Origin of the sequence: Vibrio sp. MarTm2 (assembly GCF_027587055.1) — a bacterium.
In the GTDB taxonomy this organism is placed as follows: Bacteria; Pseudomonadota; Gammaproteobacteria; order Enterobacterales; family Vibrionaceae; genus Vibrio; species Vibrio sinaloensis_D.
The window spans coordinates 37,584-64,250 of the sequence record NZ_JAPPTK010000003.1 but is presented as its reverse complement, the minus strand read 5'-3'; the positions used below and the strand labels follow the sequence as shown (position 1 = coordinate 64,250).

Genomic DNA, 26,667 nt, shown 5'->3' with positions numbered 1-26,667 from the left:
GGAATAATATGGAAGTGTCACTTGATCACGTAAGCGTCGATTTACGTCAGGTGTTGTTTGAAATGGCTTGTGCGCTGGATGCGGTTGGCGTGGATGATATCCATCACGGCCATCGAGTGGCTTATATCGCGTATCGCTGTGCCCAAAGAATGGGTTGGAGTGAAGAAAAGGCTCAAATTGCCTTTTCACTGGGTTTGATTCATGACTGTGGCGTTACGGAAGCAACGGAAAGAAGCGCACTGCTAGAAAGCTTGGTGCCCAAAGACACGATTTCTCATTGCGTGAAAGGGTATGAACTCCTTCGTGCTTGCAAACCTTTGGAGTTTTTAGCCGTCCCAATTCTTTATCACCATACATGGTGGTCTGAGCTAGCGCAGACAGAAGGCATTTCCGAGGAGGATAAGCAGTTCGCCGCGCTGCTGTTTATATCCGATAGAGTTGACTATCTGCATGCCAACTATTGTCCTGATAGCTACGGCAATGTGACTCAATCTAGCCGTGAGGTGATTACGCAAGAGTTGTTAGCCAACGCATGGACTATGTTTGATGCCAATCATGTTCAGCACATGGTTGAGCTGATCAACAGTGATGACTTTTGGTTCTCCATGGATTCGCGCTACATCGAGAATTTAGCTTATCGTTTTGACGGCGTTCCGTTCTTTTCCACCCACCTGACGTTAGAAGAAACCATTTCGGTTGCCGAACTGTTTGCCCAGATTGTAGATGCAAAAAGCTCATTTACGTTTGAGCACTCTCGGAACGTCGCAAAACTGACGGAGTTTCTTGGGCTGCAACTTGGCTACTCACATCGCGTTCAACGAATGTTGTACTTAGCGGGCCTCGTTCATGACATTGGTAAGCTGAAAACGCCAGTCGCGATTTTGCATAAACCGGAAGCCTTGACCGAAGAGGAGTATGTTTGTATCCGTCGACATGCGACCGACACGCGTCATGCTTTGATAAAAATGTTTCATTGCCAAGAAGTGATCGATTGGGCATCCAACCACCATGAACGACTCGACGGTTCTGGATACCCAATGGGTAAGACAGCCGAACAACTCGATCAACCAAGCCGGATTGTGGCAATCGCGGATGTGTTTCAGGCGCTGACACAATCGAGACCTTATCGAAAAGGGTTAACGCTCTCTAAAGCGATGTGTATTCTCAAGGAGCTGGTGGAGAAGGGGCAACTGGATGAAAAGGTCTATGGTTGCTTACAACACCATGCGAGGTGCTGTTACAACATCTCTACCGGTCTCGATGAGCTAGCAACGGCGCACCAGTGAGCACGCCGTTGCTTGAGCTGTAATCTATTGAGCTAAAAGAAACTGTTTAAAGCGCTGCTGCGTTTCTTCATCGGCTTCTTGATACCAAAAATGGAGCATCTGCTCTGCGGTGTTTTCACCTTTCAAATCATCCATTGAGACATTGGTTGGCATCGGGAGCGAATTGTTCAATGAAGCGATGCCGTCATGTCGATTGTATTCGGCGATTTCAAGTTTGAAATTGCGCCCAATTTGCATACCTTCCTTTGCCAGTTGTTCTTGCTGAACGGAAACTACCTGACCGTTTTGGTTCTTAAATTGCCAATCGGCAGATTTAATCTCTGCTTTTGCTTCGCGCACGTTTCGGTAGCTTGGAAAGTCGAACACAAGCTCACTCTCTTTTGCCGCAAACTTGGCAACGATAGGATCACTTTCAACAATGATTCGATCCTTTCCTTGAGTAAAGTAAGGCTTGTATAAGAACAGAATTTGGTTTTCGCCATCAGGTAGGGTCACTGTCTTTTGAGATGAGAAAAGACCACCATCCAGTTGCGGCTTTTGTTCATTGACCAGAAGGACTTCAACTGTATCTGGAATGGAAATCGTAACGTCTGCCAGTGCATTTGTACTTAAACCCAGCGCGGCAAACGCCAATAATGAGGTTTGGACTTTCATAAATTTCGCCGTAAAAACAGAGTGGACTTAACTCTGCCAACCTGAGTAGGCGAATGCAATCAGAACCATAACAATGAAGGGAATTTTGACCGCAACATGACGGAGAGTACTCTATTTTTATAAAGTGAGTCGCATTTCACGGAAAGGGGAAAATTAAGCGACTATATTGTTGGTCAGTTTGCCACCAACGATAAGGACAACGCTATGAATTGCATTTGGATGCACGACAGCCGATACGTGTTGTTGTCATGGTATAACTTAGACTACTGCCTCTCGCTACAAAGCAAAGAAACAGACTCACTGTAATTTCCTCTCGCGCATTTCGCGCACATTCAAAAAGTTATGTATTTAGCCAGATACAGATTCCTCTGTAGGGCCAGTTATATCTATAGGAAATTATAATGAAACGTATTCCAGAACCTTTTCGCATCAAAATGGTAGAGCCGATCAAAATGACCACTTATCAAGATCGGGTCGAGGCGCTCAACCAAGCCGGTCTCAATCCTTTCTTACTCCGAAGTGATGATGTGTATATCGATCTGCTCACCGATTCGGGCACAGGGGCCATGAGTGACAATCAGTGGGCTGGCATCATGATGGGGGATGAGTCTTATGCGGGTAGCCGCAACTATTACAACTTGTGCGCAGCTGTCGAGCATTTCTTTGGCTACAAGTTAACGGTTCCTGCTCACCAAGGGCGCGGCGCTGAGCAAATTCTATTTCCAGCACTCATTGAGCGTATGCGTACGGTTCGCGGTGGCACCGATCCTGTATTTATCTCGAATTATCACTTTGACACCACTGCTGGGCACATTGAGTTAAATGGTGGTAAGGCAATCAATGTGGTTGATGAGCATGCCTTTGACACGACCACGCCGTACGACTGGAAGGGTAACTTTGATCTGCAAAAGCTGGAAGCGACGATCGAAGAGCATGGGGCGCGAAACATTTGTGCAATTATCACCACCGTGACGTGCAACAGCTCGGGTGGACAGCCAGTCTCTATGGCAAACATGCGTGCGGTCTACGAGATTGCAGTGAAGAACGACATCCCCGTAGTTATTGATTCCGCGCGTTACTGTGAAAATGCTTACTTCATTAAGCAACGCGAAGAAGGGTATCAAGACAAGTCGATTCTCGAGATCATTCGAGAAATGTACCAATACGGCGACATGCTGACGATGTCAGCTAAGAAAGATCCGATGGTTAATATTGGCGGAATGTGCTGTATTCGTGATCATAAAGAGCTGTTCCAAGCAGTGCAGACACGTTGCGTACCGATGGAAGGTTTCGTGACATACGGTGGTATGGCTGGCCGTGACATGGAAGCATTAGCAAGAGGCTTGTACGAAGGGGCGGATGAAGACTATCTGCATTACCGTATCAGCCAAGTGCAATACCTTGGTGAGCGGCTACGTGAAGCTGGGATTCCTATTCAATATCCTACGGGTGGTCATGCCGTGTTTGTTGATGCAGCGAAAATATTGCCCCATATTCCTGCGCACGAGTTTCCCGCACAAGTGTTATGTAACGCACTTTATTTGGAAGCTGGGGTCCGTGCTGTCGAGATTGGCTCCTTGTTGTTAGGTCGCGACCCGGCAACCGGAGAGCAGAAAGCATCAGAATTAGAGTTGATGCGTCTAACAATCCCAAGACGTGTTTATACTAACGACCATATGGACTACATCGCGGATGCCATTATCGCGTTGAAAGAGAGTGCGCACGAGCTAAAAGGGCTGACATTTGAGTACGAACCACCGGTATTGCGCCACTTTACCGCGCGTTTCAAATCGAAATAATTCCCTTATTTTTATGTAACCGAAAAAGGTCAATAGACTCGAAATACTGCCTCAGCGATTTTTCACTGGGGCAGTGTTCTATTTTAATCCCATGTCTTTAGCTAGTGACAGATTCTGCATTTTATTCATAAGCATACGGTTTCTTCTGCAACTCAATGAGTTTATAAATTCTGACTCAGTATCCAATTACTGATGTAACAAAGTGCTAACACGATTATGAATTTTGACTTTGACTCGTAAAGCACTTTTATTTTTTCCAACTAAAAAAAAGTCTCTTAAATACTGAAGTGGATGTTCTTCATTAGTTGTAGAGGAACAGCTTTAACTCTGACTTTAGAGTGAACTTCAAGGAATGAGAGAAATAGATATGAATCGTATTACTTTGTGTGCAGCTAGCATCGCGATGGCACTTTCTGGGGCCACGCTTGCAGCACCAGCCGCTCCAAGCGTCGACGTATATGGCTCGAACAACCTACAATTTTCTAAAATAGAACTCGCAATGGAAACCACCTCTGGCTACAACCAGATGGTGAAATACAACGAGCAAGCGAACATCACCGTTAAGTTTAATCAGTGGAGTGGCACTACGGGTGACACTTACAAGATCTTATTTGATGGCGTTGAAGTGGCGACTGGCCCGATTACTGGCAGCCAAACCACAGCAAACTTTACCTATGGCCAAGGTGGTCGTTATCAGATGACGATTGAAGCATGTGATGCCACAGGTTGTAGCGCAAGTGCTCCAGCAGAAATTGTGGTCGCGGATACGGATGGTTCGCACTTAAAACCACTGACAATGAATGTTGACCCGAACAATAAAACCTACAATACCGATCCCAATACTGTTGTGGGTACTTACTTTGTTGAGTGGGGTATCTATGGCCGTGAGTACACCGTGGACAATATTCCAGCCGATAACCTAACTCATATTCTTTATGGCTTCATTCCCGTTTGTGGTCCGAACGAGTCGGTGAAATCTGTTGGAGGCAACAGCTTCAACGCGTTGCAAACTGCATGTCAGGGCGTTGCGGATTACGAAGTGGTCATCCATGACCCTTGGGCTGCTTACCAAAAAAGCTTCCCGCAAGCCGGTCACGAATACAGCTCGCCTATCAAGGGCAACTACGCAATGTTGATGGCGCTTAAGCAGCGTAACCCAGATTTGAAAATCATCCCTTCTATCGGTGGTTGGACACTGTCAGACCCATTCTACGATTTTGTAGACAAAGCAAATCGTGACACTTTCATCGCGTCAGTGAAGCGCTTCCTGAAAACGTGGAAATTCTATGATGGTGTCGACATTGACTGGGAATTCCCTGGTGGCGGCGGTGCTGCGGCGGATAAAGGTGATCCAGTAAACGATGGCCCTGCGTACATCGCATTAATGCGTGAACTGCGTGTCATGCTTGATGAACTCGAAGCAGAAACTGGCCGTACTTACGAATTGACGTCTGCAATCGGTGTTGGTCACGATAAGATTGAAGACGTGAACTACGGTGAAGCGATTCAATACATGGATTACATCTTCGCGATGACCTACGACTTCTATGGTGGTTGGAACAACGTAGTGGGTCACCAAACGGCGTTGTACTGTGGTTCGTTTATGCGCCCTGGTCAGTGTGATGGAACAGGCCTAGATGAAAATGGCGAACCGTACAAAGGTCCTGCTTACACCTCTGACAACGGTATTCAATTGCTACTCGCTCAAGGTGTTCCAGCCAACAAGCTCGTACTGGGCACTGCTATGTACGGTCGTGGTTGGGAAGGTGTGACGCCAGATACATTGTCTGATCCAACCGACCCAATGACAGGTGTTGCAACAGGTAAACTCAAAGGTTCTACCGAGCAAGGCGTTTGGGAAGATGGCGTTATTGATTACAAAGGCGTGAAAACCTTCATGCTTGGCGATAACAAGCAGGGCGTTAATGGCTTTGAATATGGCTATGATGAGCAAGCAGAAGCGCCTTGGGTGTGGAACCGTTCTACTGGTGAGTTGATCACGTTTGACGATGACCGCTCAGTGAAAGCAAAAGGCGCGTACGTGCGTTCTCTTGGCCTTGCTGGTCTTTTCTCTTGGGAAATTGATGCTGACAATGGCGATATCCTAAATGCGATGCATGAAGGGTTAGCGGGCGGCACAACAACGCCAGTAAACCGCGCACCAGTTGCCAATGCAGGTGCTGATGTTACGGTTGTTGGTCCTGCGACTGTGTCTCTTGACGGCAGCGCTTCAAAAGACTCTGACGGTACTATCGCGAGCTATCAGTGGAGCCAAGTGTCCGGCACGCCAGTGACTTTGGTTGGCGCAAGCAGTGCCGCGGCAAGCTTTGATGTCAATGAAGTCACACAGACACAAACTCTGAGCTTCAAACTGACAGTCACTGACAACGAAGGTGCAACAGCATCAGATACCGTGACGGTTACTGTCAACGCTAAGGATCTACCACCTGTCAACACGCCACCAGTGGCAGCGATTGTCGCACCTGCGAATGTCAATGCGGGTGACGTGGTGGTCGTTGACGCTTCTTCTTCAAGTGACGCGGACAACGATCAGCTGACTTACACTTGGGATGTACCAGCAGGTTTAAATGCAACTGTGGATGGTGCAACAGTGAGCTTTGTTGCTGCTGAGTACACGCAAGACACATCACTTGCTTTCACGGTAACGGTAAGCGATGGCAAAGCGACCGCTTCGGCTTCTTCGACTGTCGTTGTGGCGAAGAAGGTAACCGGTGGCGATCTTTGTAGCGACCTTTGGAGTGCATCTACGGTATACACTGGCGGCAAACAAGTTTCTTGGGCTGGTAAAGTGTGGGAAGCGAAATGGTGGACTAAAGGTGACGATCCAACGAAGTCTGGTCAATGGGGAGTATGGAAGGAAGTTGGCCCAGCAAGTTGTTCAACTAATTAATCGATATTCGAGCTAAAACAAAAAAAGCCATTCAGGGTGACCTGAATGGCTTTTTTAGTTCTCGAAATGGTTAGTTGACCGCTCTTACCTTACCTTGTTTGAGGTTGTTTAGTACCTCATGTTTTGGCCCATCAGCAATCACGCAACCTTTTTCCATCACAATCACACGGTCGACGACATCGAGCATAGAGGTCTTGTGAGTGATCAAAATCAGCGTCTCACTTTGCTTAAGCTGAGCGAGTTGCTGTTTGATGTGCATTTCTGAACGGTTGTCCATGGCACTGGTTGGTTCATCCATAAGAAGTACAGGTGGACGGCCTAGCAGTGCACGCGCAATGGTCACTGCTTGACGTTGCCCTCCGGACAATAGCATGCCGCCTTCACCTACCTGACGCTCCAGACCAGCAGGGTCTTGTTGAGTAAACACGGTAACACCCGCTCGATTCGCTGCGTCCATTACGTCTCGATCATCGGCTAGAGGTCGCCCTAGGGTGATGTTGTCGCGGATAGAACCGTAAAACAGCTGGCTATCTTGCGGCACACAGCCGATGTTGCGTCGAACATCAATGTGGTGCAACTGCTGGATATCGGTGTCGTCGATACGAACGTGCCCTTCCGTCGGCTGGTATAAGCCCATGATTAGGCGTTCTAGGGTGGTTTTCCCTGAACCAATACGACCGATAATCGCGACTTTCTCTCCGGGCTGGATAGTTAAGCTCAAGTCTCTAACAGAGGCGACCGGAGAGTCGGGGTAGTGGAAAGTCACTTTATCCAGTTCAATTTTACCGTGGACGATAGGTCGATGGATGTAGCGTTTCCCTTCCTCTTGTTCATCCGGCATGCTCATGACTTGCTCAATGATTGACATGGAAGATTTCGCTTGGTTATAGCGTGTCGATAACAGAGATAACTGAACCATAGGACCAATGGCACGGCCACTTAGCATGGTGGCAGCAATTAGCCCACCCATGGTTAATTCGCCTTCTGCAATCAGATAAACCCCAAGGATAATCATGCCAACGTTTGAAGCTTGCTGAACAAAGCCCGCAGTATTTTGGATACCGTCAGTAATCCTTTTGCTTTTGACGTTCCAGTTGGCCATATGAGCAACCGCTTCTTCCCAACGGAACTGGAACTGGCTTTGCGCGCCAAACAGCTTTACTGTCTCGAGTCCGGCAAGGCTCTCGATCAGGTTAGCGTATTTTTGCGAGGCCAAGCGTGAACCTTCTTCAATGGTATGACGCAATGGTCCTTGGATTAGCAGTGAGTAAATCACCAAAATCAACACGCCGACGATAGGCACGAGAACGAGGTTGCCAGCCATCAGCCAGATCAGTAGCAAGAAGAGTAATGCGAACGGAAGATCAATCAAGGAACCAATCGTGGCTGAAGTAAAGAACTCACGAATGGACTCAAATTCTTGTAAGTGACGCGCAAACGCACCGACTGAGGGTGGCCTTGCTTCCATTCGAATCCCCATCACTTTACTAAACAGCTTAGATGAGATCAGTATGTCGGACTTCTTGCCTGCGACATCAATAAAGTAGCTGCGCATCAACTTCAGGCAAAGGTCAAACAAGAAAATGACAAAGATACCGCTCGCCAATACCCAAAGTGTTTCAAAAGCGAGGTTTGGCACCACTTTATCGTAGACTAAGCGCGTAAACATCGGCGCCGCGACCGCGAATAAGTTAATCAAAATCGACGCGATTAGCACGTCACGGTAGATGTGCTTCGACTGCCAAATGGTACTCCAGAACCAGTGACCTTTCTTGGTTTCCAATACTTCGGGAGAGCGTTCGTCATAGCGAAACTGTTTTTTGACTAAGAAGTAGCGACCAATGTATTGCTCTTCAAGATCGCTCCAACTTATAGATACAGGGACTAAGCCTGAATCTCCGGTCACGATTTCAACTTCACTTTTGTCGTCATTGATGCTGTTTAGAACACAAGCATCGCCACTTTTAAGCAGCAACACGACCGGCAAGACCAGTTGTGATATGTCCTTTAGTGGCGCTCTGTTTTCTTTCGCTACCAAGCCCGCACGCTCAGCAGAGCGCGGGAATAGGAAAGGAGTGAGCTTTCCGTCAGCCAACGGTAAACCATTGATCAATGCCTCCGGAGAATTCGCTAAGCCATAGTAACGGCTTACGTAGATAAGCGAATTTAATAGCGGATCCTGCATGCTATACCTTTTTCCTATTTATCTACAATGAAGCCTTGGAAGACTTCAATAAAGTGCTCAGACAAGAAGTCGAGCTGAGTTTGAGTTTCAACACGAGAAGCGATGGTCTTAATACCTAGGTTGTGAGCTGTGCGTGAAATAGAGGTTAAGGTGAACTTCTGCTTCTCATCATCTAAGTGATGCGTGTAAAGATAATCCAGTTTCACATACGCAGGACGGAACTCATTGATGTAATCGAGTGATTGGAAATTTCGTCCATAGTTGTCGACACCGAAATCCGCGCCCGCTGCACGAACCGCATTACAAAATAGTGCAGTGTGATGTGGGGAGTTGATAAAACAGTTTTCAGGAATCTCAAAATGAAGCAGACCCGCACACGCTTTGTTTTTGTTGAGCAGTTGGGTTACCCATCGAATGAAACTTGGTTGAGAGATACTTGTCTGAGCAATGTTGATCGCGACAGGTTCAGAGACTTCCCCTTCCTTGATGCGTTTAACCATGGACTCGATTACGTATTCATCAAACACATGGCTAGCGTTAAGCTGCTCTAGTGCAAACAAGTATTGGTTGGCGCTATAGCGTTCGCCATCTTTTTCAATTGCCGAGAACACTTCGCGGTGGAATGTTTGTCCCCACGAATTGTTGGCTGCTTGGAAGCGGAAAGTGAACCAATCGTTGTTGATCGCTTCTTCCACCAAGGTTTTCCATTGCTGTTTGCCCATAAGGTTGTCGTGATTGGCAGCAGAAATGTAGCCGTAAGAAATCTCTGGGTTAGCTTTTGCAGTTGCCAATGCGTTATCGAGCATAGTCAATACTTCACTGGTATTCACCGAGGTTTCATTGTGGACCACGCCAAGTGCGATGCTTGATGTTGCCATGCCAGTAGGGTCGGAGTTGATGTCTTGAACGTAGGTGACGATACTGTCAGCGATCAGTTTCAGCTCGGTATTGTCCATGTTCGGAAGGATGAAACCGAACTCCTCCGTAGAGATACGAGCTAAGGTAACATTTGGTGAAGTTAACGACACTTTCAGGTGGTCAGCTAGTTCACGAACCATACCATCACCAAATTCATACCCTTTGTCGTCGTAGAGCTCACGAATGAAGCTCGCTTCAAGAATAGCAACGCCACCAAATCCGCCTTCGCTTAGCCAAGAGCTTAATTGGCTCATGTAGAAGGCGCGGTTACCCAATCCTGAAACTGGATCAACATAGGCTCTTTCGCGAAGCTGTTGCGCTTCTTTTGCTTGCGCTTTAAAGGACTTTTCAAGCTGAGAAGACATACTGTTGATGCCATCAACAACATAGATGAGGTCCTGCGTAGCAGGGCGGGGAAGTGGGTCGCCAAATTGATTGCGCGCCACTTGCTCCATTTTGTTTACGATAAGATTGAGAGGTTTAAGCGCGCGTTTAAGAATAAATGAAATCGAGAACAGGCCAATCAGCATAATGATACAAAACGCAATCACCAATCGTTCGAATGCTTTCCACAGCTGGGCATAGGCTTCTCCGGGATGGCTAACAATTTCAACTTCGGCTAATTGCATCCAGCCACTGGTGACAACACGACGATCGTGGATTTTGTCAAACAGGTGAAGGTCAGTGAACCATTGAGGCACATTGTTGGGTTTGATTGGGTACGAGCGCAGAATCTCTTCCCCAGTATCGAGAAAGATCAGCCGCACGACCGAATAGCTACTGCCATCAAACAGTGCGTTAATTACCGATTCAACAGCAACGGTGTCTCGCTTTTCTAGGTAGGGAGCGAGAGCCAAACCGACCGTATTAATGGTGTTGTTCACTTCCGACTGTTGTTGCTGTACTAGGTTATCTCGAGTGGTATCAAACTCGATGATAAACACCGAGATCAGTAGCATCAAGATTACAGCAATCATTCCCGCGACAAGCTGTTTATATAACGTCATATTGCCTACTCATCATAATTGACTATGGGTTTGTTTAGTTTTAGCGATTTCTCGCGAGCACGGAGATCATTCCATAAACTCAATCTGGATGATTTCCCTGCTAACTGTCCTTGTTTCGACTTCATTAACCACAGGTTTTTACCGTTAAAACTGTATATCGGTAGCAGGTCACGTCGCTTCGACGCCCGCTTAATTTCTGGGTCAATGTTGTCGAGTAGAATTGGTTCTGCGCTTGGCTTGGAGTAATAAGCGAGAACCATATGAAACTGATTTAATTCTATGGCTTTAACGTACACTAAACGGAGTTTCTTGTCTGAGACACCTAACTCGAGTAAAGAGAAGTACTTCGCAATGGTAAAATCTTCACAATCCCCAGCGTTACTGCCAAGAAATTCGAGAGGCGTTGCCCAGTAGTCGTTTTTGCCCCACAAGCGGTCATCGTTGACAAAGTTGAGCTGATTGAAAAAGCGATTTACCTCGGTAAGCTGCTGTCGTTCAGAGAGAGAGCGGTAAGCGGCTATTTCTTTACGCCATGTTTCTACTCGGCGAGCGGCGCGATCACCATACGTGTTGCGAACAGCCTCAACCCAACGTTGCTCTTGGGTGTTAAGAGCAAACGATGTAGTTGAGGCAATCAAAAGCAGGAGTGCTAAATAGAGATATTTCATTTAAGCACTATTGTCGTTTGATTTGGGCATCTGTATTGGCATGAACATAGAATAATGCATCACTCCTTCAAAGCATTGTTTTTGGCACCAAGGATTGGCTTTAGCAGATACTCCATGACCGTGCGTTTACCAGTGATGATATCAACAGATGCGGTCATGCCTGGAATAATTGGCAAAGTTTCATCTTTGTTTAGGCTTGTCTCTTTGGTTCTTACTCGTACCAAGTAGAAACTGTTGCCTTCTTCATCGGTAGTGGTATCGGCACTGATGTGTTCAAGTGTCCCCTCTAGACCACCATATTTGGTGAAATCGTAGGCGCTGAACTTAACAATAGTGGGCAGTTCGGGGCGTAAGAAGGCGATATCTTGAGGTGCAATTTTTGCCTCAACGAGCAGGGTATCTTCACTCGGTACGATTTCGACAATGTCCATACCCGGTTGAATGACCCCACCAACGGTATTGATGTAGAGAGTTTTTACCGTGCCCGTAACTGGAGAGGTGACGATGGTTCTGTTGACTCTATCTTCCAACCCTACAGCGGACTCTGTCATCGCAGAGAGTTTATCTTGAGCTTGGTTGAGCTTTTCTTGTTGCTCTGAACGGAACTTTTGTGCGATATCAATGCGGCTAAGCATGGCTTCGCGAATGGCCGATCTTAGCACAGGAACCTTGAGTTCACTGGATGTGAGTTCACGTCGGGTATCATTAACTTGCCTTTGCAGTTTGAGCAGCTCAATTTTTGGTACAACCCCTTCATCGGCAAGGGGCTTGGTAATATCGAGCTCCTTTTTGGCGAAATTGTAGCTGTCTCTTAGGTTACGGACGCGAGCTTGGATCTCGATCAGGTCTTGCTGTTTCTGCTTCACTTGCTGATCGACAACAGAGATCTGGTTTCTCAACTTGTCGAGATCTTGTCGATACTCTGCACGCTGACGTGCCACGAGTTCAGGTTTGCTTTCAGATAGTTGTGGTGGGAAAGCGAGTTTGTTGAAGTTAATCAGGACGTTGTTTTGCCATGTATTGTTGTCGAAGTCTTCGTTGATCGCCACACTGGTAATCGACGCAGAAAGTTGCATAACGCTGGCTGTTAAGTTGGCGACTTGCTGCTCTCGCTCACGGAAATCTGAGCGGAAACGCGTGTCGTCAATAAGCAGCAGTTGTTGTCCTTTTTCGACTTTTTGCCCCTCTTGAACCAAGATATTTTTGATCAGCCCGCCCTCAAGGTTTTGAACCACTTGGATTTGTGAAGAGGGAACGACTTTGCCTTGTCCAACGGTGACTTTGTCAATTTGTGCCCAAGACGCCCATACACCGGCAAGCACGAAAAAGAGCACCATAATCCAAAGCATGATTCGAGCGCTGTTAGGCGTATTCAATAGCAGTGCCGCTGTTTTGTCGTCGACATACTCTAGCTCGTCAGGAGTAAGCTTATTGTAACCGCTCTTACTCATTGGTGATCCTTGTAAAATTAGGTTATTTTATTGATTTTATTACTGTCTGATGCAAATGTTAAGAATTTGCTGTCATAATCGCCTTTCAGTATGCAATTTCTCTTTCTTACATTGCATGATTAAGTGTAGTGTTTGTATCGAGCTTCATGCTTGAGTTCTCCTAAATTAGAGCTCACAATCAGGCAAAAAATTTCGTCAGGAGATAAGATGGAACTTGAAGATATTCGCCGCGAATACACCAAAGGCGGTCTTAGAAGAAAAGATCTGCTCGCCGATCCTGTTCAGCAGTTTGATTTATGGCTAAAACAAGCAATTGAGGCCAAGCTGACTGACCCGACGGCCATGACAGTGGCAACCGTGGATGAATCTGGGCAGCCATTCCAGCGCATCGTCTTGCTCAAACACGTTGATGAGCAGGGGTTTGTTTTTTACACCAACCTAGGCAGTCGTAAGGCTTCTCAAATAGAGGTCAACGCGAAAGTCAGTCTTCATTTCCCATGGCACCTAATGGAGCGTCAGGTTCATATCACAGGCGTTGCCGAGAAGCTATCCGTGGTAGAAAACATGAAATACTTCTCGTCGCGACCAAAAGATAGCCAGTTGGCGGCAATTGCCAGTAAACAAAGCAGCCGTATCTCTGCACGCGGTGTGCTTGAGGGTAAGTTTCTAGAGCTCAAGCATAAATTTGAAAAAGGCGAGATTCCTGTACCGAGTTTCTGGGGCGGTTTCCGTATAAAACCAACGTCGATAGAGTTTTGGCAAGGAGGTGAACACCGCTTGCATGATCGATTCCTCTTCTCGAAAGAAGCTGAGGCTTGGCACATTGACCGTTTAGCACCTTAGTGCATTGAAAATACGCCGCTTATGCGGCGTATTCTGTATTGAGCGCCACCGAAATCTGTTTTCTCAACAAAGTATGCGGTATTTGAGAGCCGAACCCTCTTTCTAAGGCAAGATCGATTAATTGCGCTTTGGTATGCGCGCCAAATTTTGCTCTTAACCGCGCGACATGACTTTCTAACGTTTTAATCGAAATGTTCATCACTTTTGCAATGTAGTTTGGCTTTTTCCCGTACAGTAGCAAGAACAGTGCTTCTGATTCTCGAGGAGAAAGTTTAAGAGGCAGCTCTGTTTGCGGGCTCTTTAACGACAGCATTGAGTCGTCTGATAATCCCGTTGCACGACATATCCAGTGCCCGACCTCCAAAATTGCCGTGTCTGACAAATCTTGTCCATAAAATATCGACCCTTGCACTTCACCCAGTTCGTTGTACCAAGGCGTTTTGATAAAAATATGAGCTCGCCACCGCCCATCCGGATAAGGATGGATATCGAGCACCTTTAGACTGGTGCGATGTTCCATTACATAGATGTCTTGGCTACGAAAATCTTCCGCACAGCGTGATGTTGGGCTGGGGATCTCATGATCGCTTAGACCGATACACTGATCAGGGCTTTCCAAACCGACAAGTTGAGCGTAGGCAAGATTTGCGTAAACAAACACGGAGTTCTGGTCTTTACATCCCCAGTATCCGGGTAACTGATTAAATAAGGAGACTAAATGCGGACTCACTTCTTATATGCACCTCATAGAGCAACCCTGAGATTCTAGCTTAAGGCCCTGTTGCTAAGGAATAAAAAATGCCAGACACAGAGTGACTGGCAAACACAAGATGACTCTTGTCGACGTGTAGAAGAGGTTCTATTACCAATATTAGCTGGAATAGACGTATCAATAGATACCGAGCGACCTAAAAGCCGTTTCTGTTATTGGCGGAATATTTCGCTAGCACAGATTTGGCATTAGATTGACTCTATAGACATTTTACTTAGTACGCGGGAACAAAAAAGGGGGGAAATCCCCCCCTTACTCGTGTTTGAGTGAAGTGCGTTAGTTTAATTCACGCACAACTCGGAAGCCGAGGTAGTTAGATGCGGTAAATGTTGAAAGAATCAACTGCTGATCGGCGGCGGCCATTTCAGGTGAGAAGTTCCATGCACCACCTTTCGCGATACCACTTGAGCCGTTGGTCCACTGCCATACGTTGCCCACTGCATCGTACATACCCAGTTTGTTTGGCGCGAATGCACTGACTGGTGCAGTACTCACATTAGACCAAGGAGTCCCACTCCAGCCGGTGTTTGCCTTGCCGGTTTCGAATGTGTTGCCCCACCAGTATTTGGTTTGGCTTCCGGCTCGAGCTGCAATTTCCCACTCTTGTGCCGTTGGCAGACGATATTTCGCCCCCGTCTGTTTACTTAGCCACTTGGCATAGGATTTCGCGTCATTCTGGCTAACACACACCACCGGCGAGTTCGGGTACTGTTTAAAGCCAGGATTTTTCCAACTGCTTTTTGACAGTGGCGTTACCTCGCCATCAATCAATGCAGTACAGGTGTTTTTCAGCTCCGCATCCGTTTTATAGTTGGTTTGTTCAACAAAAAACTTAAACTGATTAACAGTAACGGGCGTTGCGCCGATACCGAAAGCATGATCAAGGTTAACGCGCTCTGCCGCATTTTGACCGACAAGGTATTGGCCTTTCAATACGGTAATCATCTCTGGAGCTTTGGTGTCATTGGCGAGAGAGTCGGCAAACTTGTCTCCCGATCTCGGTTGATTGGTTCTCTCTTTTAGCTCAGCACGAATTGCGAAGTCAGAGCCCACTTCAACACTTTTGCTGAATGGGTAGTAACCTTCTTTCTCAACTAAAATTGTGTGTTCGCCAATAGGTAGCATGACCTCTACGGGGGTTGAACCGTAGGAGACGCCATCAATCAAGACGTTATCATCGTACAAGTTTGAGCGAACTGACACGTTCACCCACGCCACTTCCTGTTGTACTACCGCGTTATTGCCATTGCTTTGCCCTTTAGATAGGCAGTATTGCTTATCAAGATCGAGTAGGCGGCAAGCGGTACTTTTATCTGGGCGAGACTCCATTTCGACGTCCATCAAGCTTCTGTAACGCATTCCATCTTGGAAGCCGCTTTCAAGCGTTTGATGATCGAGAACGTGGATGTTGATGGACGCTTTGTGCAGGTTAGCGTTTACAACATTGGTTTCAGAAAGTTTCTCTAACAGTGACAAGCGAAACTCTTTGACGGCTTTTTGCAGCGCCAGCTCTTTGGTTTGGCTTTCACATTGAGCAATTGTCATCGAGTCAGCACAGCGGTTGGTGAAACTGACGGAAATCTTTTTATGTTGGTTTAGCTCTTGCGCCAAGCGTTCTGCACGAGCGCGATATTTGGCGGTTTCAAGGTTTTCAATCAACCGCTTGATGGTTTTGATTTCTGCTTGCTTAGTGACAAGATCCGCTTCGAGCTCAGTAAGACGATGCTGCGCTGATAGCGTTTGATCTTGATTGTCTTTAACACTTTGCCACGCGTTTTGGTAGGCGGCTTGAGAAGCGGCAATATCGATGTTGGGATCATTAATCATGCGCTCGTAGTCGCGCTTGAGTTTAACTTTTGCATCCTCGAATTTTGCCGATAGAGTCGCAGCTTCAGCCTTGAGGCGCTTTATTTCACTCTGTTGCTGATTAACGAGCTCTTGTTGTCCATCCCTGAACTGCTCAAAAGTCACTAACTCCGAATGTTTAGTAAAAATCTGGTCATCGATTTCCATCAATGATGTTGGCGTTTCTTGTGCTTGAGCATACGACGCCATCAAGGTCGGAGATAATGCTAGCAAAAGGGTCGAGAAACCGAATCGCATTGTCTTTCTTCTACATCCAAAAAATTAAGTTAATTGGCTCATTCTAAACGAAAACGCCACTTTGGTCTCAAATTATCATTAGATAACTGAGAATCAAAGTGGCGTTTTTACTCATCTTTGTGAATTGTGTTGGTCTTTTACTCAATATTATCCGTTAGGACGCAGTTTCACCCACACGGTATCGTTCGAATTGATGGTAATGATCCGATTGTAGGATTGGAAACCATTCTTCGATACCGTCACTTGGTGCTGACCTTTTGGTAAAACGACTTCAACTGGTGTGCTGCCGTAACTGATGCCGTTGATGGTAACAGAATCGTCGTATTGGTCAGAGCGAACAGTCACGTTTACCCAACTCTTGTCGATTTTCTTATCCTTTTTCTTGGCGTTTTTAAGGCAGTATCGAGTCGAGACGTTAAGTAGCTTACACGCTGTGCTCTTGTCCGGGCGGGCGCGCAGCTGAGCTTGGATTTGGGTAAAGTACTGATTCGTGCCTTCAAAGCTTGAACGGATCACTTGAGACTCTTGCACGATGACGTTGAGCTGAACATCTTTAGCGTTTTCTTTCGCTGTGTGGGACTCAGTGACACCATCAAGCAGCTGTGATTTGAAAATCTTTACGGCTTTTTGCTTAGTAAGGTATTGACCTTGGTTTGAACACTCACCCAACGTCATGGTCGCCGAACAGGTAGTTGTGTAACTTGTCTCAAGCACACTGCTGTCACGAAGTTCACGATCTAAACGTTTGACACGCGCGTCTACCTTTTGCTCTTTCAAGTATGAAAATTCAGACTTCAAACGGGCGTGTTTTTGATTGATAGAAGCAACGCGCATTTCGCTCTCGGCGATCGCTTGTCTATTCTCAAGCTGTGCTTGCTGAGTTTCTTTTACCGCAGCCCATGATTGGCGGTACTCATTTTGGTACGACGCTAAGTCCAAACCTGGGTCTTCAAGCAATCGGGTATATTGCGTATCCAGAGCGGCTTTTGCGCGGTCTCGTTTCACGATCAGCTCTTGCTCTGCACGCTTCAAGCGATTTTTTTCACTTTGTAGCTGTCTTAACTGTTCTGTTTCCGCACTGACTTCATTGGTCACGGAATCAAGTTCAGACTCTTTTTGCTTTATCTTGATTTCTATTGCGGCAACAGGGTCTGACGGGGCAGATTCTTCCGCAAATGTTGAAGTCGAAACCCAAAAAGGGGTTAGCGCTAGTAGAAGCGCTGGGAGGCGACGTTTGTTCATAAGTCCCTGCAACATATAATGTTTAATACACTAATCTCAAAACTCAGTCTGCTTTATGGGGCGTGAATGTTGAATAGACAACCACAGCCAGCGGACAGATAGATGTTTAAGACAAACAATTGACACTCCTTTGCACGTTTGCCTTTCAGAGATATCGATTCGTCCTTTTTAGCACTCTTGGCTAAACTCAGCCTGCGATTCTAACACAAGTTTCTAGAAAATCAGGAAAGTCGTCGAACCATTCTGTGAGGATTAAAGAAATATTCAAGTGGCAAATTCGAATCTGGAAATCAGTTAATGGATAGAAGGCACATTGACCGTAAATTATGTGCACTTGATCATTCTTCCGGTGAGGAAGATTTTGTTGATTTCTCTTCTAAGCCATCGATTTGCAAAGAAAAGAATGGCCAGGCTTTATGCATTTGATTTGGTATTCGATGATAGGAATTTCGGATCTTCGCGATTTTGTTATACCATTTGCTTACTGACCGTCCTATTTGTGTGGTGTTCTATGCATCTACCTCCTAAACCCCTCATCACGCCCGATGCTGCCAATAAGTTGTCACCGAAACCGGCAGAATTGGTGACTCTCCCTTCTTACATGGAGTGTCATGACCACAGCTACACGCAGATTGTGATAGGGCTAAAGGGACAAGCGGAGTTTGAAGTCAATGGGCAGGGTAACTATGTTGGCCCCGGTCAAGGTTGCGTCGTGACTTCCGGATCAGGGCATGCATTTGGCGGGGTTGTCGGTCAATCCGATATCTTGGTTCTCAATATGCCGATAGTGAGTGATGACGACCCATTAATGCTTCAAAAGCTCAATGAGCTCAATGATCGTGACACTTACTTTCAGCTCGATGGTCAGATTCAAAAACTCATCCAGATGCTGGTGCTAGAGATGCAGTCCAGTCCTGAGGATCTTCTGCTAAGCCGTGCTTGCAATGACACGGTAATTGCATTACTGCATCGTCACATGTCTTCATTTGAAACGCTGCGAAAAGAGTCCCGTTTTGATCTCGATGCGATTGACCGCTACATCGAGCAGCATCTGAGCCAGAAAATCAGTGTCGCTCAGTTAGCGGGCAGTGTCTTTCTCGGTGAAAGTCAGTTTCACAATCTGTTCAAAGAGCAAATGGGGATTACGCCACACCAATATGTGCTAAGCAAACGTATTGATATGGCGAAACAGCTTATTGCGCAAGGTAACCTATCACTCGGACAAGTGGCAGAGCTTACGGGATTCTCAGGGCAAAGTACCTTCACGCACACTTTCTCTCGTCTTCAAGGTATTTCACCTTCAGCCTATAAGAAAAGAATTGGTTAAAACTGCAAGCACAAACCGAATATAATATTGCTTAATTTGGTGTGATTCTGTTTTTGTTTTGTTAAAAAACAGAGTTTTTAGCAAAAAGCTCGGAGTTTTTGACAAGTATTCCTCTCACGCTCAAAATACACTGCATGCCATTGTAGGAAACCTGATCGATTGTCAGGTGTGAGATTGAGGAAAACGCATGTTTACAGCAACTGATGTGTTGAACACTGAGTTTGTCGAGCAGCCGCTTGAGAAGCTTTGGTCACTGATCTCGCCACTTTATATGGTGGACGAATCACAATGGCTAGAACAACTGTTGCCTTTGGCGATGCCAACTGACGCTGAAAAAGCGCAAATTACCCAAAAAACCACTGAGTTGATTGAAGCGATTCGTGCTGATAAAAAGTCGATTCAAATGATAGACGCACTGCTGCTTGAATACAGTCTTGATACTCAGGAAGGCATTTTGTTGATGTGTCTGGCAGAAGCCTTAATGCGCATTCCAGATTCAGCTACGGCGGATGCGTTGATTCGCGACAAGCTGACAGTGGCGGACTGGAAATCACACCTGAAGAATTCAGATTCGGTCTTTGTGAATGCCTCGACTTGGGGTCTGATGCTAACCGGTAAAGTGGTTGGGCTTTCTGAGGATGAAGCTCAAAGCCCGGTGAGTGCGGTTAACCGCCTAGTCAACAAAATGTCTGAGCCCGTGATTCGCAAAGCAATGCATCAAGCCATGAAAGTGATGGGACATCAGTTTGTTCTTGGTCGCAGCATTGCAGAAGCGCAGAAAAATGGACGTTCGAATCGCGATCGAGGTTTTACCTACTCATACGACATGCTCGGTGAAGCGGCATTGACGACCGCTGATGCGAATAAGTACTTCAAAGACTACTTAATGGCCATCGAAGCCGTTGGTCGCGACAAGTACGGCCTTGAAACAAGCCCTGCGCCTTCGGTATCAATTAAGCTCTCTGCGCTGCACCCGCGTTATGAAGTCGCAAATGAAGAGCGTGTTCTCACTGAGTTGTACGATACGTTACAACAACTACTTAGCCGAGCGGTTGAGCTAGATGTCGCAATCACGATTGACGCAGAAGAAGCGGATCGTTTGGAGTTATCTCTTAAACTGTTCGAGAAAGTGTATCGCAGCGAACTGGTCAAAGGCTGGGGTAAGTTTGGCTTGGTGGTTCAAGCGTACTCAAAACGTGCATTACCGGTGTTAGTCTGGTTAAACGGACTGGCGAAAGAACAGGGCGATCAAATTCCACTTCGTCTAGTGAAAGGTGCCTACTGGGATAGTGAGATCAAATGGTCACAGCAAGCAGGTTACGCAAACTATCCGGTATACACGCGTAAAGAAGCGACCGACGTGGCGTATTTAGCCTGTGCTAAGTTTCTTTTAAGCGACAATGTACGTGGCAATATTTTCCCACAATTTGCTAGCCACAACGCTCAGACAGTAACGTCAATTGCGGTTATGGCTAATCACAAAGATTTTGAGTTCCAACGTCTACACGGTATGGGCGATTCGCTCTACAACCATGCGATGGAAGCTTACCAGCAGTCAGTCCGTATCTATGCACCTGTGGGCAGCCACAAAGATCTACTGCCTTACTTGGTTCGCCGACTGCTAGAAAACGGTGCCAACAGCTCCTTTGTTCATCGTCTTGTGGATGCAAGATGTCCTGTCGAGTCGTTAACGCAACACCCTGTGGACATGCTAAAAGCATTCGATACCCTAAACAATACGCAAATTCCACTGCCCCCTGGTGTTTTCCCTGAGCGCAAGAACTCAATCGGCGTTAACGTTGATATTGAGAGTGAAGCGAAACCGTTTGAAGCGGAAGTCGAGCGCTTCCTAGATAAGCAATGGCAGGCGGCGCCAGTCATTAATGGTCATGATTATGCCGAAAGCATGATCAAGGAAAACATCAACGTTGAGCTTGTCAAAGCACCTTACGATCGCCGAATTGAAGTTGGTCAGGTTGCCTTTGCAAACCTTGATCATGTTTCCGAAGCGATTGAAGGAGCACAAGCTGCATTTGAAGGTTGGCAAACGACGTCGCCGCAACAGCGTGGTGAAAAGTTAGAGAAGCTGGCGGATTTGCTTGAGGAACATCTCGCGGAGTTGGTGGCACTTTGTCATCAGGAAGCAGGAAAAACCATTCATGACAGCATCGACGAAGTTCGTGAGGCGGTGGATTTCTGTCGCTACTACGCGAAACAGGTCGACGCGTTGGCTGCATTATCTATTACAGGCTTTGATGGTGAAACTCGCCAAGTTTCCCGTCAAGGACGCGGTGTGTTTGTCTGCATCAGCCCTTGGAACTTCCCTCTGGCTATTTTCCTTGGCCAAGTGACGGCCGCGTTAGTCGCGGGTAATACTGTCGTTGCCAAGCCTGCGGAACAAACGAGTCTGATTGCCGCTCGTGCTGTGGCGCTAATGCATGACGCCGGATTCCCTGCGGGCACTGTTCAGCTATTGACGGGCCGCGGCGCCGAGATTGGCTCTGCACTTACTTCTCACCCTGCGATAGCTGGTGTGGCGTTTACTGGCTCAACGGCAACCGCTCAGCGCATTAACCAAACGTTAGCCCAGCGTGATGCTGCGCCAGTTCCGTTTATTGCTGAAACTGGCGGTCAGAACGCGATGATCGTCGACAGTACGGCACTACCAGAACAGGTCGTTCGTGACGTGATTCGCTCTGCGTTTGCATCGGCAGGTCAACGTTGTAGTGCTCTTCGTGTTCTGTATGTTCAAGAGGACATCGCGGATCGCATTGTTGCCCTAATCCAAGGTGCGATGCAGGAACTTTCGGTTGGTAAGCCTTACCTTCACTCTACAGACGTGGGCCCTGTGATCGACGCGACGGCCAAAGCGAAGTTGACTAAGCACATCGAACTGATGCTATCAACGGAAAAGAAAGTCGCTCAGCTAGCGCTTTCAGACGAGCATGAGCATGGCGACTTTGTCGCACCGAGTGCCTTTGAAATCCGTGATATCGCTTGCCTGAAAGAGGAGCAATTTGGTCCTATCTTGCACATCGTTCGCTTTAAAGCGAGTGAGCTGGCGCAAGTTGTTGAGCAAATCAATCACACTGGATTTGGTTTGACGATGGGTATCCACAGCCGTAACGAGACGACTTATCGCTGGATTGAGAAGCACGCCCGAGTGGGTAACTGCTACATCAACCGCGACCAAGTCGGCGCAGTTGTTGGTGTTCAGCCATTCGGCGGCCAAGGGTTGTCAGGAACGGGGCCAAAAGCGGGTGGTCCGCATTACTTGTTCCGTTTCACGCAAGCAACCTTTTCTTAAGTTCAGGCAGGAGAATAATTATGGTTCATCAAGTCACTCGTTTTTCTGATGCTTTTTCTGCTTGGGAAAACTGGAATCTGACCGATTTTGATTCAAAAAGTGAGTGCCTACTTGCTTTTAAGCAGTCGCTGCAGCATAACCAAGCGTTGCTTGGGGCTGTGGTCTCTTTTCATATCGAGCAAGCGTCTACTTTGCTTGCTGAAACTCATCAACTTATTGGCCCTACTGGGGAAACCAACGAGTTGTACACTGCTGGACGTGGCGTCGCTTTGATCATTCAAGGTGATGCGACGCAACCAGCAAAAAATGCGGCGGTTGCGCAAATGACCGCGGCGCTCATTGCGGGCAACAGTGTCATCTTTTGTAGTGATGATACCGAGCTTTGCAAAGACCTTGAAGCTGCTTACACGCAGTCTTCTTTACCTACCAACCTAGTACAGTTTGCTTCTTTAGATGCCTATCATCAGCTGCTGGAGTCTGACGTACGTAGTGTCGGTTATGTAGGTAATGTTGAAGTTGAACTTAGTATCAACCGTCAACTTGCGAAACGTGAAGGAGCCATCATTGGCTTAGTTTCTGAAACGGATCTCAACGCAACTCCCGTTGCCCATGATCCACATCTCTCGTTGCGTTTCATTACCGAGCGCACACGCACAATAAATATAACAGCGGTGGGTGGTAACGCGACCTTGCTTGAGCTTGGTAGCGACACTCACTAATCCTTTTCCGTGTATAGCCCCAACGACTATTTTGATAATTACAGGTTGGGGCGTTTAGGGAAGGCGATCGTTTAAAAGAGGACAAATCACATGGAAAATAGCTTTGCTATTACGACCACGTTTATTGCGTATCTAATTTTGATGCTGGCAATAGGCGTTATTGCGTATCAACGAACGAAAAACTCATCGGATTACTTCTTGGGTGGACGCTCACTTGGCCCTTGGCCTGCGGCGCTTTCCGCAGGGGCGTCAGACATGAGTGGATGGCTGCTATTGGGGCTTCCAGGGTATGCGTACGCAGCGGGTATTGAAGCGTTTTGGCTAGCGGGTGGTCTACTTGTAGGTACATGGCTCAACTGGTTGATTAATGCCAAGCGACTGCGCACATACTCGATTACAACCGATGCGTTGACCTTGCCTGAGTTCTTGTCGCGCCGCTTCAACGACAAATCAAAGATGATTCAAGTAATTTCTGCTTTCTTCATTCTTCTGTTCTTCCTTTTCTACACAAGTTCTGGCTTGGTAGCTGGTGGTAAGTTGTTTGAAACTGTATTTGGTTTGGATTACACGACGGCGGTTGTAATTGGCACCGTGTGTGTTGTGTCGTACACCCTGTTCGGTGGCTTCCTTGCGGTATCTTGGACGGATTTAGTTCAGGGTTTGTTAATGTCTGCCGCACTATTGATTGTGCCTATTGCAGCAATGGAAGGTGGGTTTAGCGATCTTGGTGGTCAGCTAGAAAACATCAACCCAGAGCTACTGACACTATGGAATGACTCAAAAGGTGAGCCACTTTCTGCCATTGCGATCATTTCGCTAGTTGCATGGGGTCTTGGTTACTTTGGTCAGCCACACATTTTAGCGCGTTTCAAAGCCACTCGCTCAAATAAAGATTTAACGACAGCTCGTCGTATTGCCGTTATTTGGACTGCGCTGTCTATGCTTGGTGCGATGCTCGTTGGTATTGTTGGTCTAATCTACGTGAACAACTCAGGTGTGACGGTTGATGATGGTGAGAAGATCTTCATGCTTTTGGTTAACTCGCTGTTCCACCCTGTGATTGCCGGCATTCTTCTGGCGGCAATTTTAGCGGCGGTAATGAGTACAGCCGATTCACAACTATTGGTTTCTTCGTCTGCGCTTGCAGAAGACTTCTACAAGCAAGTGTTCAAGCAAGATGCTTCATCTGAAGAGATCGTGATGGTTGGCCGTATTGCGGTAATTGGTATTTCTATTGTTGCTCTTGTGCTAGCAATGACGCCAGACAGCTCAGTTCTTGGTCTTGTGTCTTATGCATGGGCTGGCTTTGGTGCGGCATTCGGCCCTGCGTTAATTCTAAGCTTGTACTGGGCTCGTATGAACCGCAATGGTGCGTTGGCGGGGATTCTGGTTGGTGGTATTACTATCGTAGTATGGAAGCAGCTGAGTGGCGGTTGGTTTGATGTTTACGAAATTGTACCGGGCATTATTTTCTCGACGATTTCAATTGTGGTAGTGAGTATGCTGACAGGTGAACCTGAAGAATCAGTGAAAGCGCAGCACGCAAAATTTGAGAAACAGCTAGTCGAATTAGACTAATCGTACTGGTCTGTTAAAAGCCCCTGAAACGGAAAAGTTTCAGGGGCTTTTTTATTTGTTGGTCAGGAATTGAACATGCTTCACAAATTGCACACTAAAGTTTGAGCAAAGGGAACCAAGGCCTTACAACTATGTCCACTATCAATAACCACACCAGATACAGGGAGAGTTCCAATGCCACAGGTTTACTGCCATTGCTGCAACAAAATGACAGCGCATAAAATTGTCATGAAGCGTTGTGAGGAAGAGCATCAATCAATGGTAAAAAGTCTGGCTTGTTTTTTTGCAACCGTATTCCAAGGTGCGCACTACATGAAGATGGAGAAGCAGTGCTTTTGTCGAGTATGCAACACGCAAGCAGATGTGGTGAGCTCAGATGGTTTTTCTGGTGTAAAAGCCGCCTAAACTTTGGGGTGAGTGACCTAATCACCAAAATCACGCTTAGATTCTATTTGTCTCTAGGTGTGTAGAGGGCTATTCGCTTATTATTGGTCAGAATAATAACCAATAATAAGAGTGTTACATGGACCTAGATAGAATTGATCGTGAAATTCTACGTACCCTAAACCTCAAAGGCAGGCTACCTATTGTCGAGTTAGCTAAGCAAGTTAACTTAACCACTTCTCCTTGCTCCGACCGCGTAAAACGTCTCGAAAAAGAAGGCTATATTAAAGGCTACCACGCTGAGTTAAATCCTGAAAAGCTCGGTTTAGACGTGCAAGTGTTCATCCATATCCGCCTCGATCAAACCAGTTTTTCTATCTTTGAAAAGTTCGCTGATGTGGTGTCTGACATTCCTGAAATCGAAGAGTGTTACTCGTTGTCTGGAGATTTCGATACCATGATTAAAGTTCGAGTCAAAGATATGAAAGCGTATCAATACTTTATGTCGAAAAAGCTTGGCACTTTACCTGGCGTTATCCAAACGCGCAGTGAAGTTGTAATAGAAGAGCACAAAACCAGCTTTGGGGTGAATGCGGATTTGATCAGTAAGCTATGATTCACTAGGAATGAAAAGGGAGGCACCAAGCCTCCCTTTGTTTTTTTGCGCAGAGTACTATGCGATGAACGACGACACGACACCGATCGCACCGCCGAATACGCCTCCCCAAACCACTAACCAGCCAAGATGTTCTTTGATCATCTTTTGCACCATTTCTTTGACCAATTTTGGCGTTAGTTCATTTAGGCGTTGGTCGATGATGTTTTCAACGTTACCGCGAATTTCTTCCATCATAGCGGGGGCCTCAAACTGCTCCTTTAGCGCTTCTTTAATCGTATCGCTCTGGCTCATGTCGACGATGGCCTCTTGCATTTTCTCGACAAAAGGTTGCTTTAGAGGTTGGAGTGCTTCAGCGCCGCCAAACATAGCAATCATGCCACCAAATTGAGAGTTGGCGATCACATCCACAAGGGAGTCGAAGGTTGGGTTGAAGTCAATTTTTTCAATGACAGGCTCAAGATTTAGCGACTTACCGCCAGCCATTTCTTTGTTCAGAAACTTATCGATATTCTCTTGGGTAAAGAACTGCTCCATCATCAAGTTTTTGATGGCCGCTTTAAACTCTTCAAAGCGCGAAGGAATCACACCCGAACCATATAATCCCGGTACTTTTTCGAACAGCATGTGAATGGCTAACCAGTTAGTAATGGCACCTGAGAAAGCAAAAAGGCCCGCATAAAAGGCGATTTGATTATCGGTTTGATAGCCTCCAGCAAGTAGGGCTAACGCAATAATGTTGGTGAGTAAGCTCTTATTCATTAAACATCTAGTTATGGAGTGGATTTATGGAGCGCAGTATATCTCAAACCGAGTAGAACGCTAAATATCACAGTTTGAGGCTAACTCCTTTAACGTTGCCTCCTTGTTAAATAAATGTGATCAACAATAACTTGA

At 46.6% G+C, this 26,667-nt stretch carries 19 protein-coding genes; 10 read left to right on the top strand and 9 right to left on the bottom strand.

Annotated features, from left to right (window positions below):
• The first annotated feature begins 8 nt into the window (after positions 1 to 8).
• Positions 9 to 1,286, top strand: coding sequence for an HD-GYP domain-containing protein (locus OH458_RS07840; protein WP_269977881.1), 1,278 nt, complete (start codon positions 9 to 11; stop codon positions 1,284 to 1,286).
• 24 nt (positions 1,287 to 1,310) lie between these two features.
• Here OH458_RS07840 and OH458_RS07835 read toward each other — a convergent pair whose 3' ends face one another.
• Positions 1,311 to 1,940, bottom strand: coding sequence for a DUF2057 family protein (locus tag OH458_RS07835; RefSeq protein ID WP_269977880.1), 630 nt, complete (start codon positions 1,938 to 1,940; stop codon positions 1,311 to 1,313).
• A 401-nt stretch (positions 1,941 to 2,341) separates the two neighbouring features.
• Here OH458_RS07835 and OH458_RS07830 point away from each other — a divergent pair, with 401 nt between their 5' ends.
• Both OH458_RS07830 and OH458_RS07825 read left to right on the top strand, forming a co-directional pair.
• Complete coding sequence (locus OH458_RS07830) at positions 2,342 to 3,739, top strand: tryptophanase (RefSeq protein WP_005469170.1); 1,398 nt, start codon at positions 2,342 to 2,344, stop codon at positions 3,737 to 3,739.
• Positions 3,740 to 4,106: 367 nt separating this feature from the next.
• Positions 4,107 to 6,650, top strand: a complete 2,544-nt coding sequence (locus tag OH458_RS07825; RefSeq protein ID WP_269977879.1) for a glycosyl hydrolase family 18 protein — start codon at positions 4,107 to 4,109, stop codon at positions 6,648 to 6,650.
• Positions 6,651 to 6,720: 70 nt separating this feature from the next.
• Here the strand turns inward: OH458_RS07825 and OH458_RS07820 are convergent, their stop codons facing one another.
• Genes OH458_RS07820 through OH458_RS07805 form a run of 4 tightly spaced genes read right to left on the bottom strand, consistent with a single transcriptional unit; the run spans position 6,721 to position 12,879 of the window.
• Positions 6,721 to 8,835, bottom strand: coding sequence for a type I secretion system permease/ATPase (locus OH458_RS07820; RefSeq protein ID WP_005469201.1), 2,115 nt, complete (start codon positions 8,833 to 8,835; stop codon positions 6,721 to 6,723).
• Between the two features lie 14 nt (positions 8,836 to 8,849).
• The gene (locus OH458_RS07815; RefSeq protein WP_005469161.1) at positions 8,850 to 10,760 is read right to left on the bottom strand and encodes a bifunctional diguanylate cyclase/phosphodiesterase; all 1,911 of its coding nucleotides are present in this window, start codon (positions 10,758 to 10,760) and stop codon (positions 8,850 to 8,852) included.
• 5 nt (positions 10,761 to 10,765) lie between these two features.
• Positions 10,766 to 11,428, bottom strand: coding sequence for a transglutaminase-like cysteine peptidase (locus OH458_RS07810; protein WP_269977878.1), 663 nt, complete (start codon positions 11,426 to 11,428; stop codon positions 10,766 to 10,768).
• 59 nt (positions 11,429 to 11,487) lie between these two features.
• Complete coding sequence (locus tag OH458_RS07805; protein WP_038212101.1) at positions 11,488 to 12,879, bottom strand: HlyD family type I secretion periplasmic adaptor subunit; 1,392 nt, start codon at positions 12,877 to 12,879, stop codon at positions 11,488 to 11,490.
• A 207-nt stretch (positions 12,880 to 13,086) separates the two neighbouring features.
• Here OH458_RS07805 and pdxH point away from each other — a divergent pair, with 207 nt between their 5' ends.
• Positions 13,087 to 13,722: a pyridoxamine 5'-phosphate oxidase gene (pdxH, locus tag OH458_RS07800; protein WP_269977877.1), complete on the top strand. Its 636-nt coding sequence runs from the start codon at positions 13,087 to 13,089 to the stop codon at positions 13,720 to 13,722.
• A gap of 19 nt (positions 13,723 to 13,741) precedes the next feature.
• Here the strand turns inward: pdxH and OH458_RS07795 are convergent, their stop codons facing one another.
• The 3 genes from OH458_RS07795 to OH458_RS07785 form a co-directional block, all read right to left on the bottom strand.
• Positions 13,742 to 14,452 (bottom strand): helix-turn-helix transcriptional regulator, encoded by a 711-nt coding sequence (locus tag OH458_RS07795; RefSeq protein WP_038188190.1) that lies wholly within the window; start codon positions 14,450 to 14,452, stop codon positions 13,742 to 13,744.
• 318 nt (positions 14,453 to 14,770) lie between these two features.
• Positions 14,771 to 16,597, bottom strand: coding sequence for a formylglycine-generating enzyme family protein (locus tag OH458_RS07790; RefSeq protein ID WP_269977876.1), 1,827 nt, complete (start codon positions 16,595 to 16,597; stop codon positions 14,771 to 14,773).
• 147 nt (positions 16,598 to 16,744) lie between these two features.
• A complete protein-coding gene (locus tag OH458_RS07785; protein WP_039477602.1) occupies positions 16,745 to 17,839 on the bottom strand; it encodes a PEGA domain-containing protein in 1,095 nt (364 codons plus the stop codon).
• Positions 17,840 to 18,350: 511 nt separating this feature from the next.
• On the opposite strand from OH458_RS07785, the gene OH458_RS07780 reads away from it, so the two are divergent.
• From OH458_RS07780 to OH458_RS07755, 6 genes are all read left to right on the top strand, one after another.
• Positions 18,351 to 19,166 (top strand): AraC family transcriptional regulator, encoded by an 816-nt coding sequence (locus OH458_RS07780; protein ID WP_269977875.1) that lies wholly within the window; start codon positions 18,351 to 18,353, stop codon positions 19,164 to 19,166.
• 187 nt (positions 19,167 to 19,353) lie between these two features.
• Positions 19,354 to 22,473, top strand: a complete 3,120-nt coding sequence (gene putA, locus OH458_RS07775) for a bifunctional proline dehydrogenase/L-glutamate gamma-semialdehyde dehydrogenase PutA (RefSeq protein ID WP_269977874.1) — start codon at positions 19,354 to 19,356, stop codon at positions 22,471 to 22,473.
• A 20-nt stretch (positions 22,474 to 22,493) separates the two neighbouring features.
• Positions 22,494 to 23,192 carry a 1-pyrroline-5-carboxylate dehydrogenase gene (locus tag OH458_RS07770; RefSeq protein WP_269977873.1) on the top strand — a complete coding sequence of 233 codons (699 nt, stop codon included), beginning with the start codon at positions 22,494 to 22,496 and terminating at the stop codon, positions 23,190 to 23,192.
• A gap of 90 nt (positions 23,193 to 23,282) precedes the next feature.
• Entirely contained in the window at positions 23,283 to 24,770 is a 1,488-nt protein-coding gene (gene putP / locus OH458_RS07765; protein ID WP_269977872.1) for a sodium/proline symporter PutP, read from the top strand.
• 174 nt (positions 24,771 to 24,944) lie between these two features.
• Entirely contained in the window at positions 24,945 to 25,175 is a 231-nt protein-coding gene (locus OH458_RS07760) for a hypothetical protein (RefSeq protein WP_038135274.1), read from the top strand.
• Positions 25,176 to 25,293: 118 nt separating this feature from the next.
• Positions 25,294 to 25,770: an Lrp/AsnC family transcriptional regulator gene (locus tag OH458_RS07755; RefSeq protein WP_005470058.1), complete on the top strand. Its 477-nt coding sequence runs from the start codon at positions 25,294 to 25,296 to the stop codon at positions 25,768 to 25,770.
• Positions 25,771 to 25,827: 57 nt separating this feature from the next.
• On the opposite strand, the gene OH458_RS07750 is transcribed toward OH458_RS07755, so the two are convergent.
• Positions 25,828 to 26,532, bottom strand: coding sequence for a DUF445 domain-containing protein (locus OH458_RS07750; RefSeq protein ID WP_269977871.1), 705 nt, complete (start codon positions 26,530 to 26,532; stop codon positions 25,828 to 25,830).
• Positions 26,533 to 26,667 lie beyond the last annotated feature (135 nt).

Bases quoted from the DNA above. Each gene is read 5' to 3' on its own strand.
- OH458_RS07780 (WP_269977875.1), top strand. From the start codon at position 18,351: ATGCATCTACCTCCTAAACCCCTCATCACGCCCGATGCTGCCAATAAG.
- OH458_RS07785 (WP_039477602.1), bottom strand. From the start codon at position 17,839: ATGAACAAACGTCGCCTCCCAGCGCTTCTACTAGCGCTAACCCCTTTT.
- OH458_RS07760 (WP_038135274.1), top strand. From the start codon at position 24,945: ATGCCACAGGTTTACTGCCATTGCTGCAACAAAATGACAGCGCATAAA.
- OH458_RS07820 (WP_005469201.1), bottom strand. From the start codon at position 8,835: ATGCAGGATCCGCTATTAAATTCGCTTATCTACGTAAGCCGTTACTAT.
- OH458_RS07750 (WP_269977871.1), bottom strand. From the start codon at position 26,532: ATGAATAAGAGCTTACTCACCAACATTATTGCGTTAGCCCTACTTGCT.
- putA (WP_269977874.1), top strand. From the start codon at position 19,354: ATGTTTACAGCAACTGATGTGTTGAACACTGAGTTTGTCGAGCAGCCG.
- OH458_RS07810 (WP_269977878.1), bottom strand. From the start codon at position 11,428: ATGAAATATCTCTATTTAGCACTCCTGCTTTTGATTGCCTCAACTACA.
- OH458_RS07830 (WP_005469170.1), top strand. From the start codon at position 2,342: ATGAAACGTATTCCAGAACCTTTTCGCATCAAAATGGTAGAGCCGATC.
- OH458_RS07790 (WP_269977876.1), bottom strand. From the start codon at position 16,597: ATGCGATTCGGTTTCTCGACCCTTTTGCTAGCATTATCTCCGACCTTG.
- OH458_RS07770 (WP_269977873.1), top strand. From the start codon at position 22,494: ATGGTTCATCAAGTCACTCGTTTTTCTGATGCTTTTTCTGCTTGGGAA.
- OH458_RS07840 (WP_269977881.1), top strand. From the start codon at position 9: ATGGAAGTGTCACTTGATCACGTAAGCGTCGATTTACGTCAGGTGTTG.
- pdxH (WP_269977877.1), top strand. From the start codon at position 13,087: ATGGAACTTGAAGATATTCGCCGCGAATACACCAAAGGCGGTCTTAGA.
- OH458_RS07805 (WP_038212101.1), bottom strand. From the start codon at position 12,879: ATGAGTAAGAGCGGTTACAATAAGCTTACTCCTGACGAGCTAGAGTAT.
- OH458_RS07835 (WP_269977880.1), bottom strand. From the start codon at position 1,940: ATGAAAGTCCAAACCTCATTATTGGCGTTTGCCGCGCTGGGTTTAAGT.
- OH458_RS07755 (WP_005470058.1), top strand. From the start codon at position 25,294: ATGGACCTAGATAGAATTGATCGTGAAATTCTACGTACCCTAAACCTC.
- OH458_RS07825 (WP_269977879.1), top strand. From the start codon at position 4,107: ATGAATCGTATTACTTTGTGTGCAGCTAGCATCGCGATGGCACTTTCT.
- putP (WP_269977872.1), top strand. From the start codon at position 23,283: ATGGAAAATAGCTTTGCTATTACGACCACGTTTATTGCGTATCTAATT.
- OH458_RS07815 (WP_005469161.1), bottom strand. From the start codon at position 10,760: ATGACGTTATATAAACAGCTTGTCGCGGGAATGATTGCTGTAATCTTG.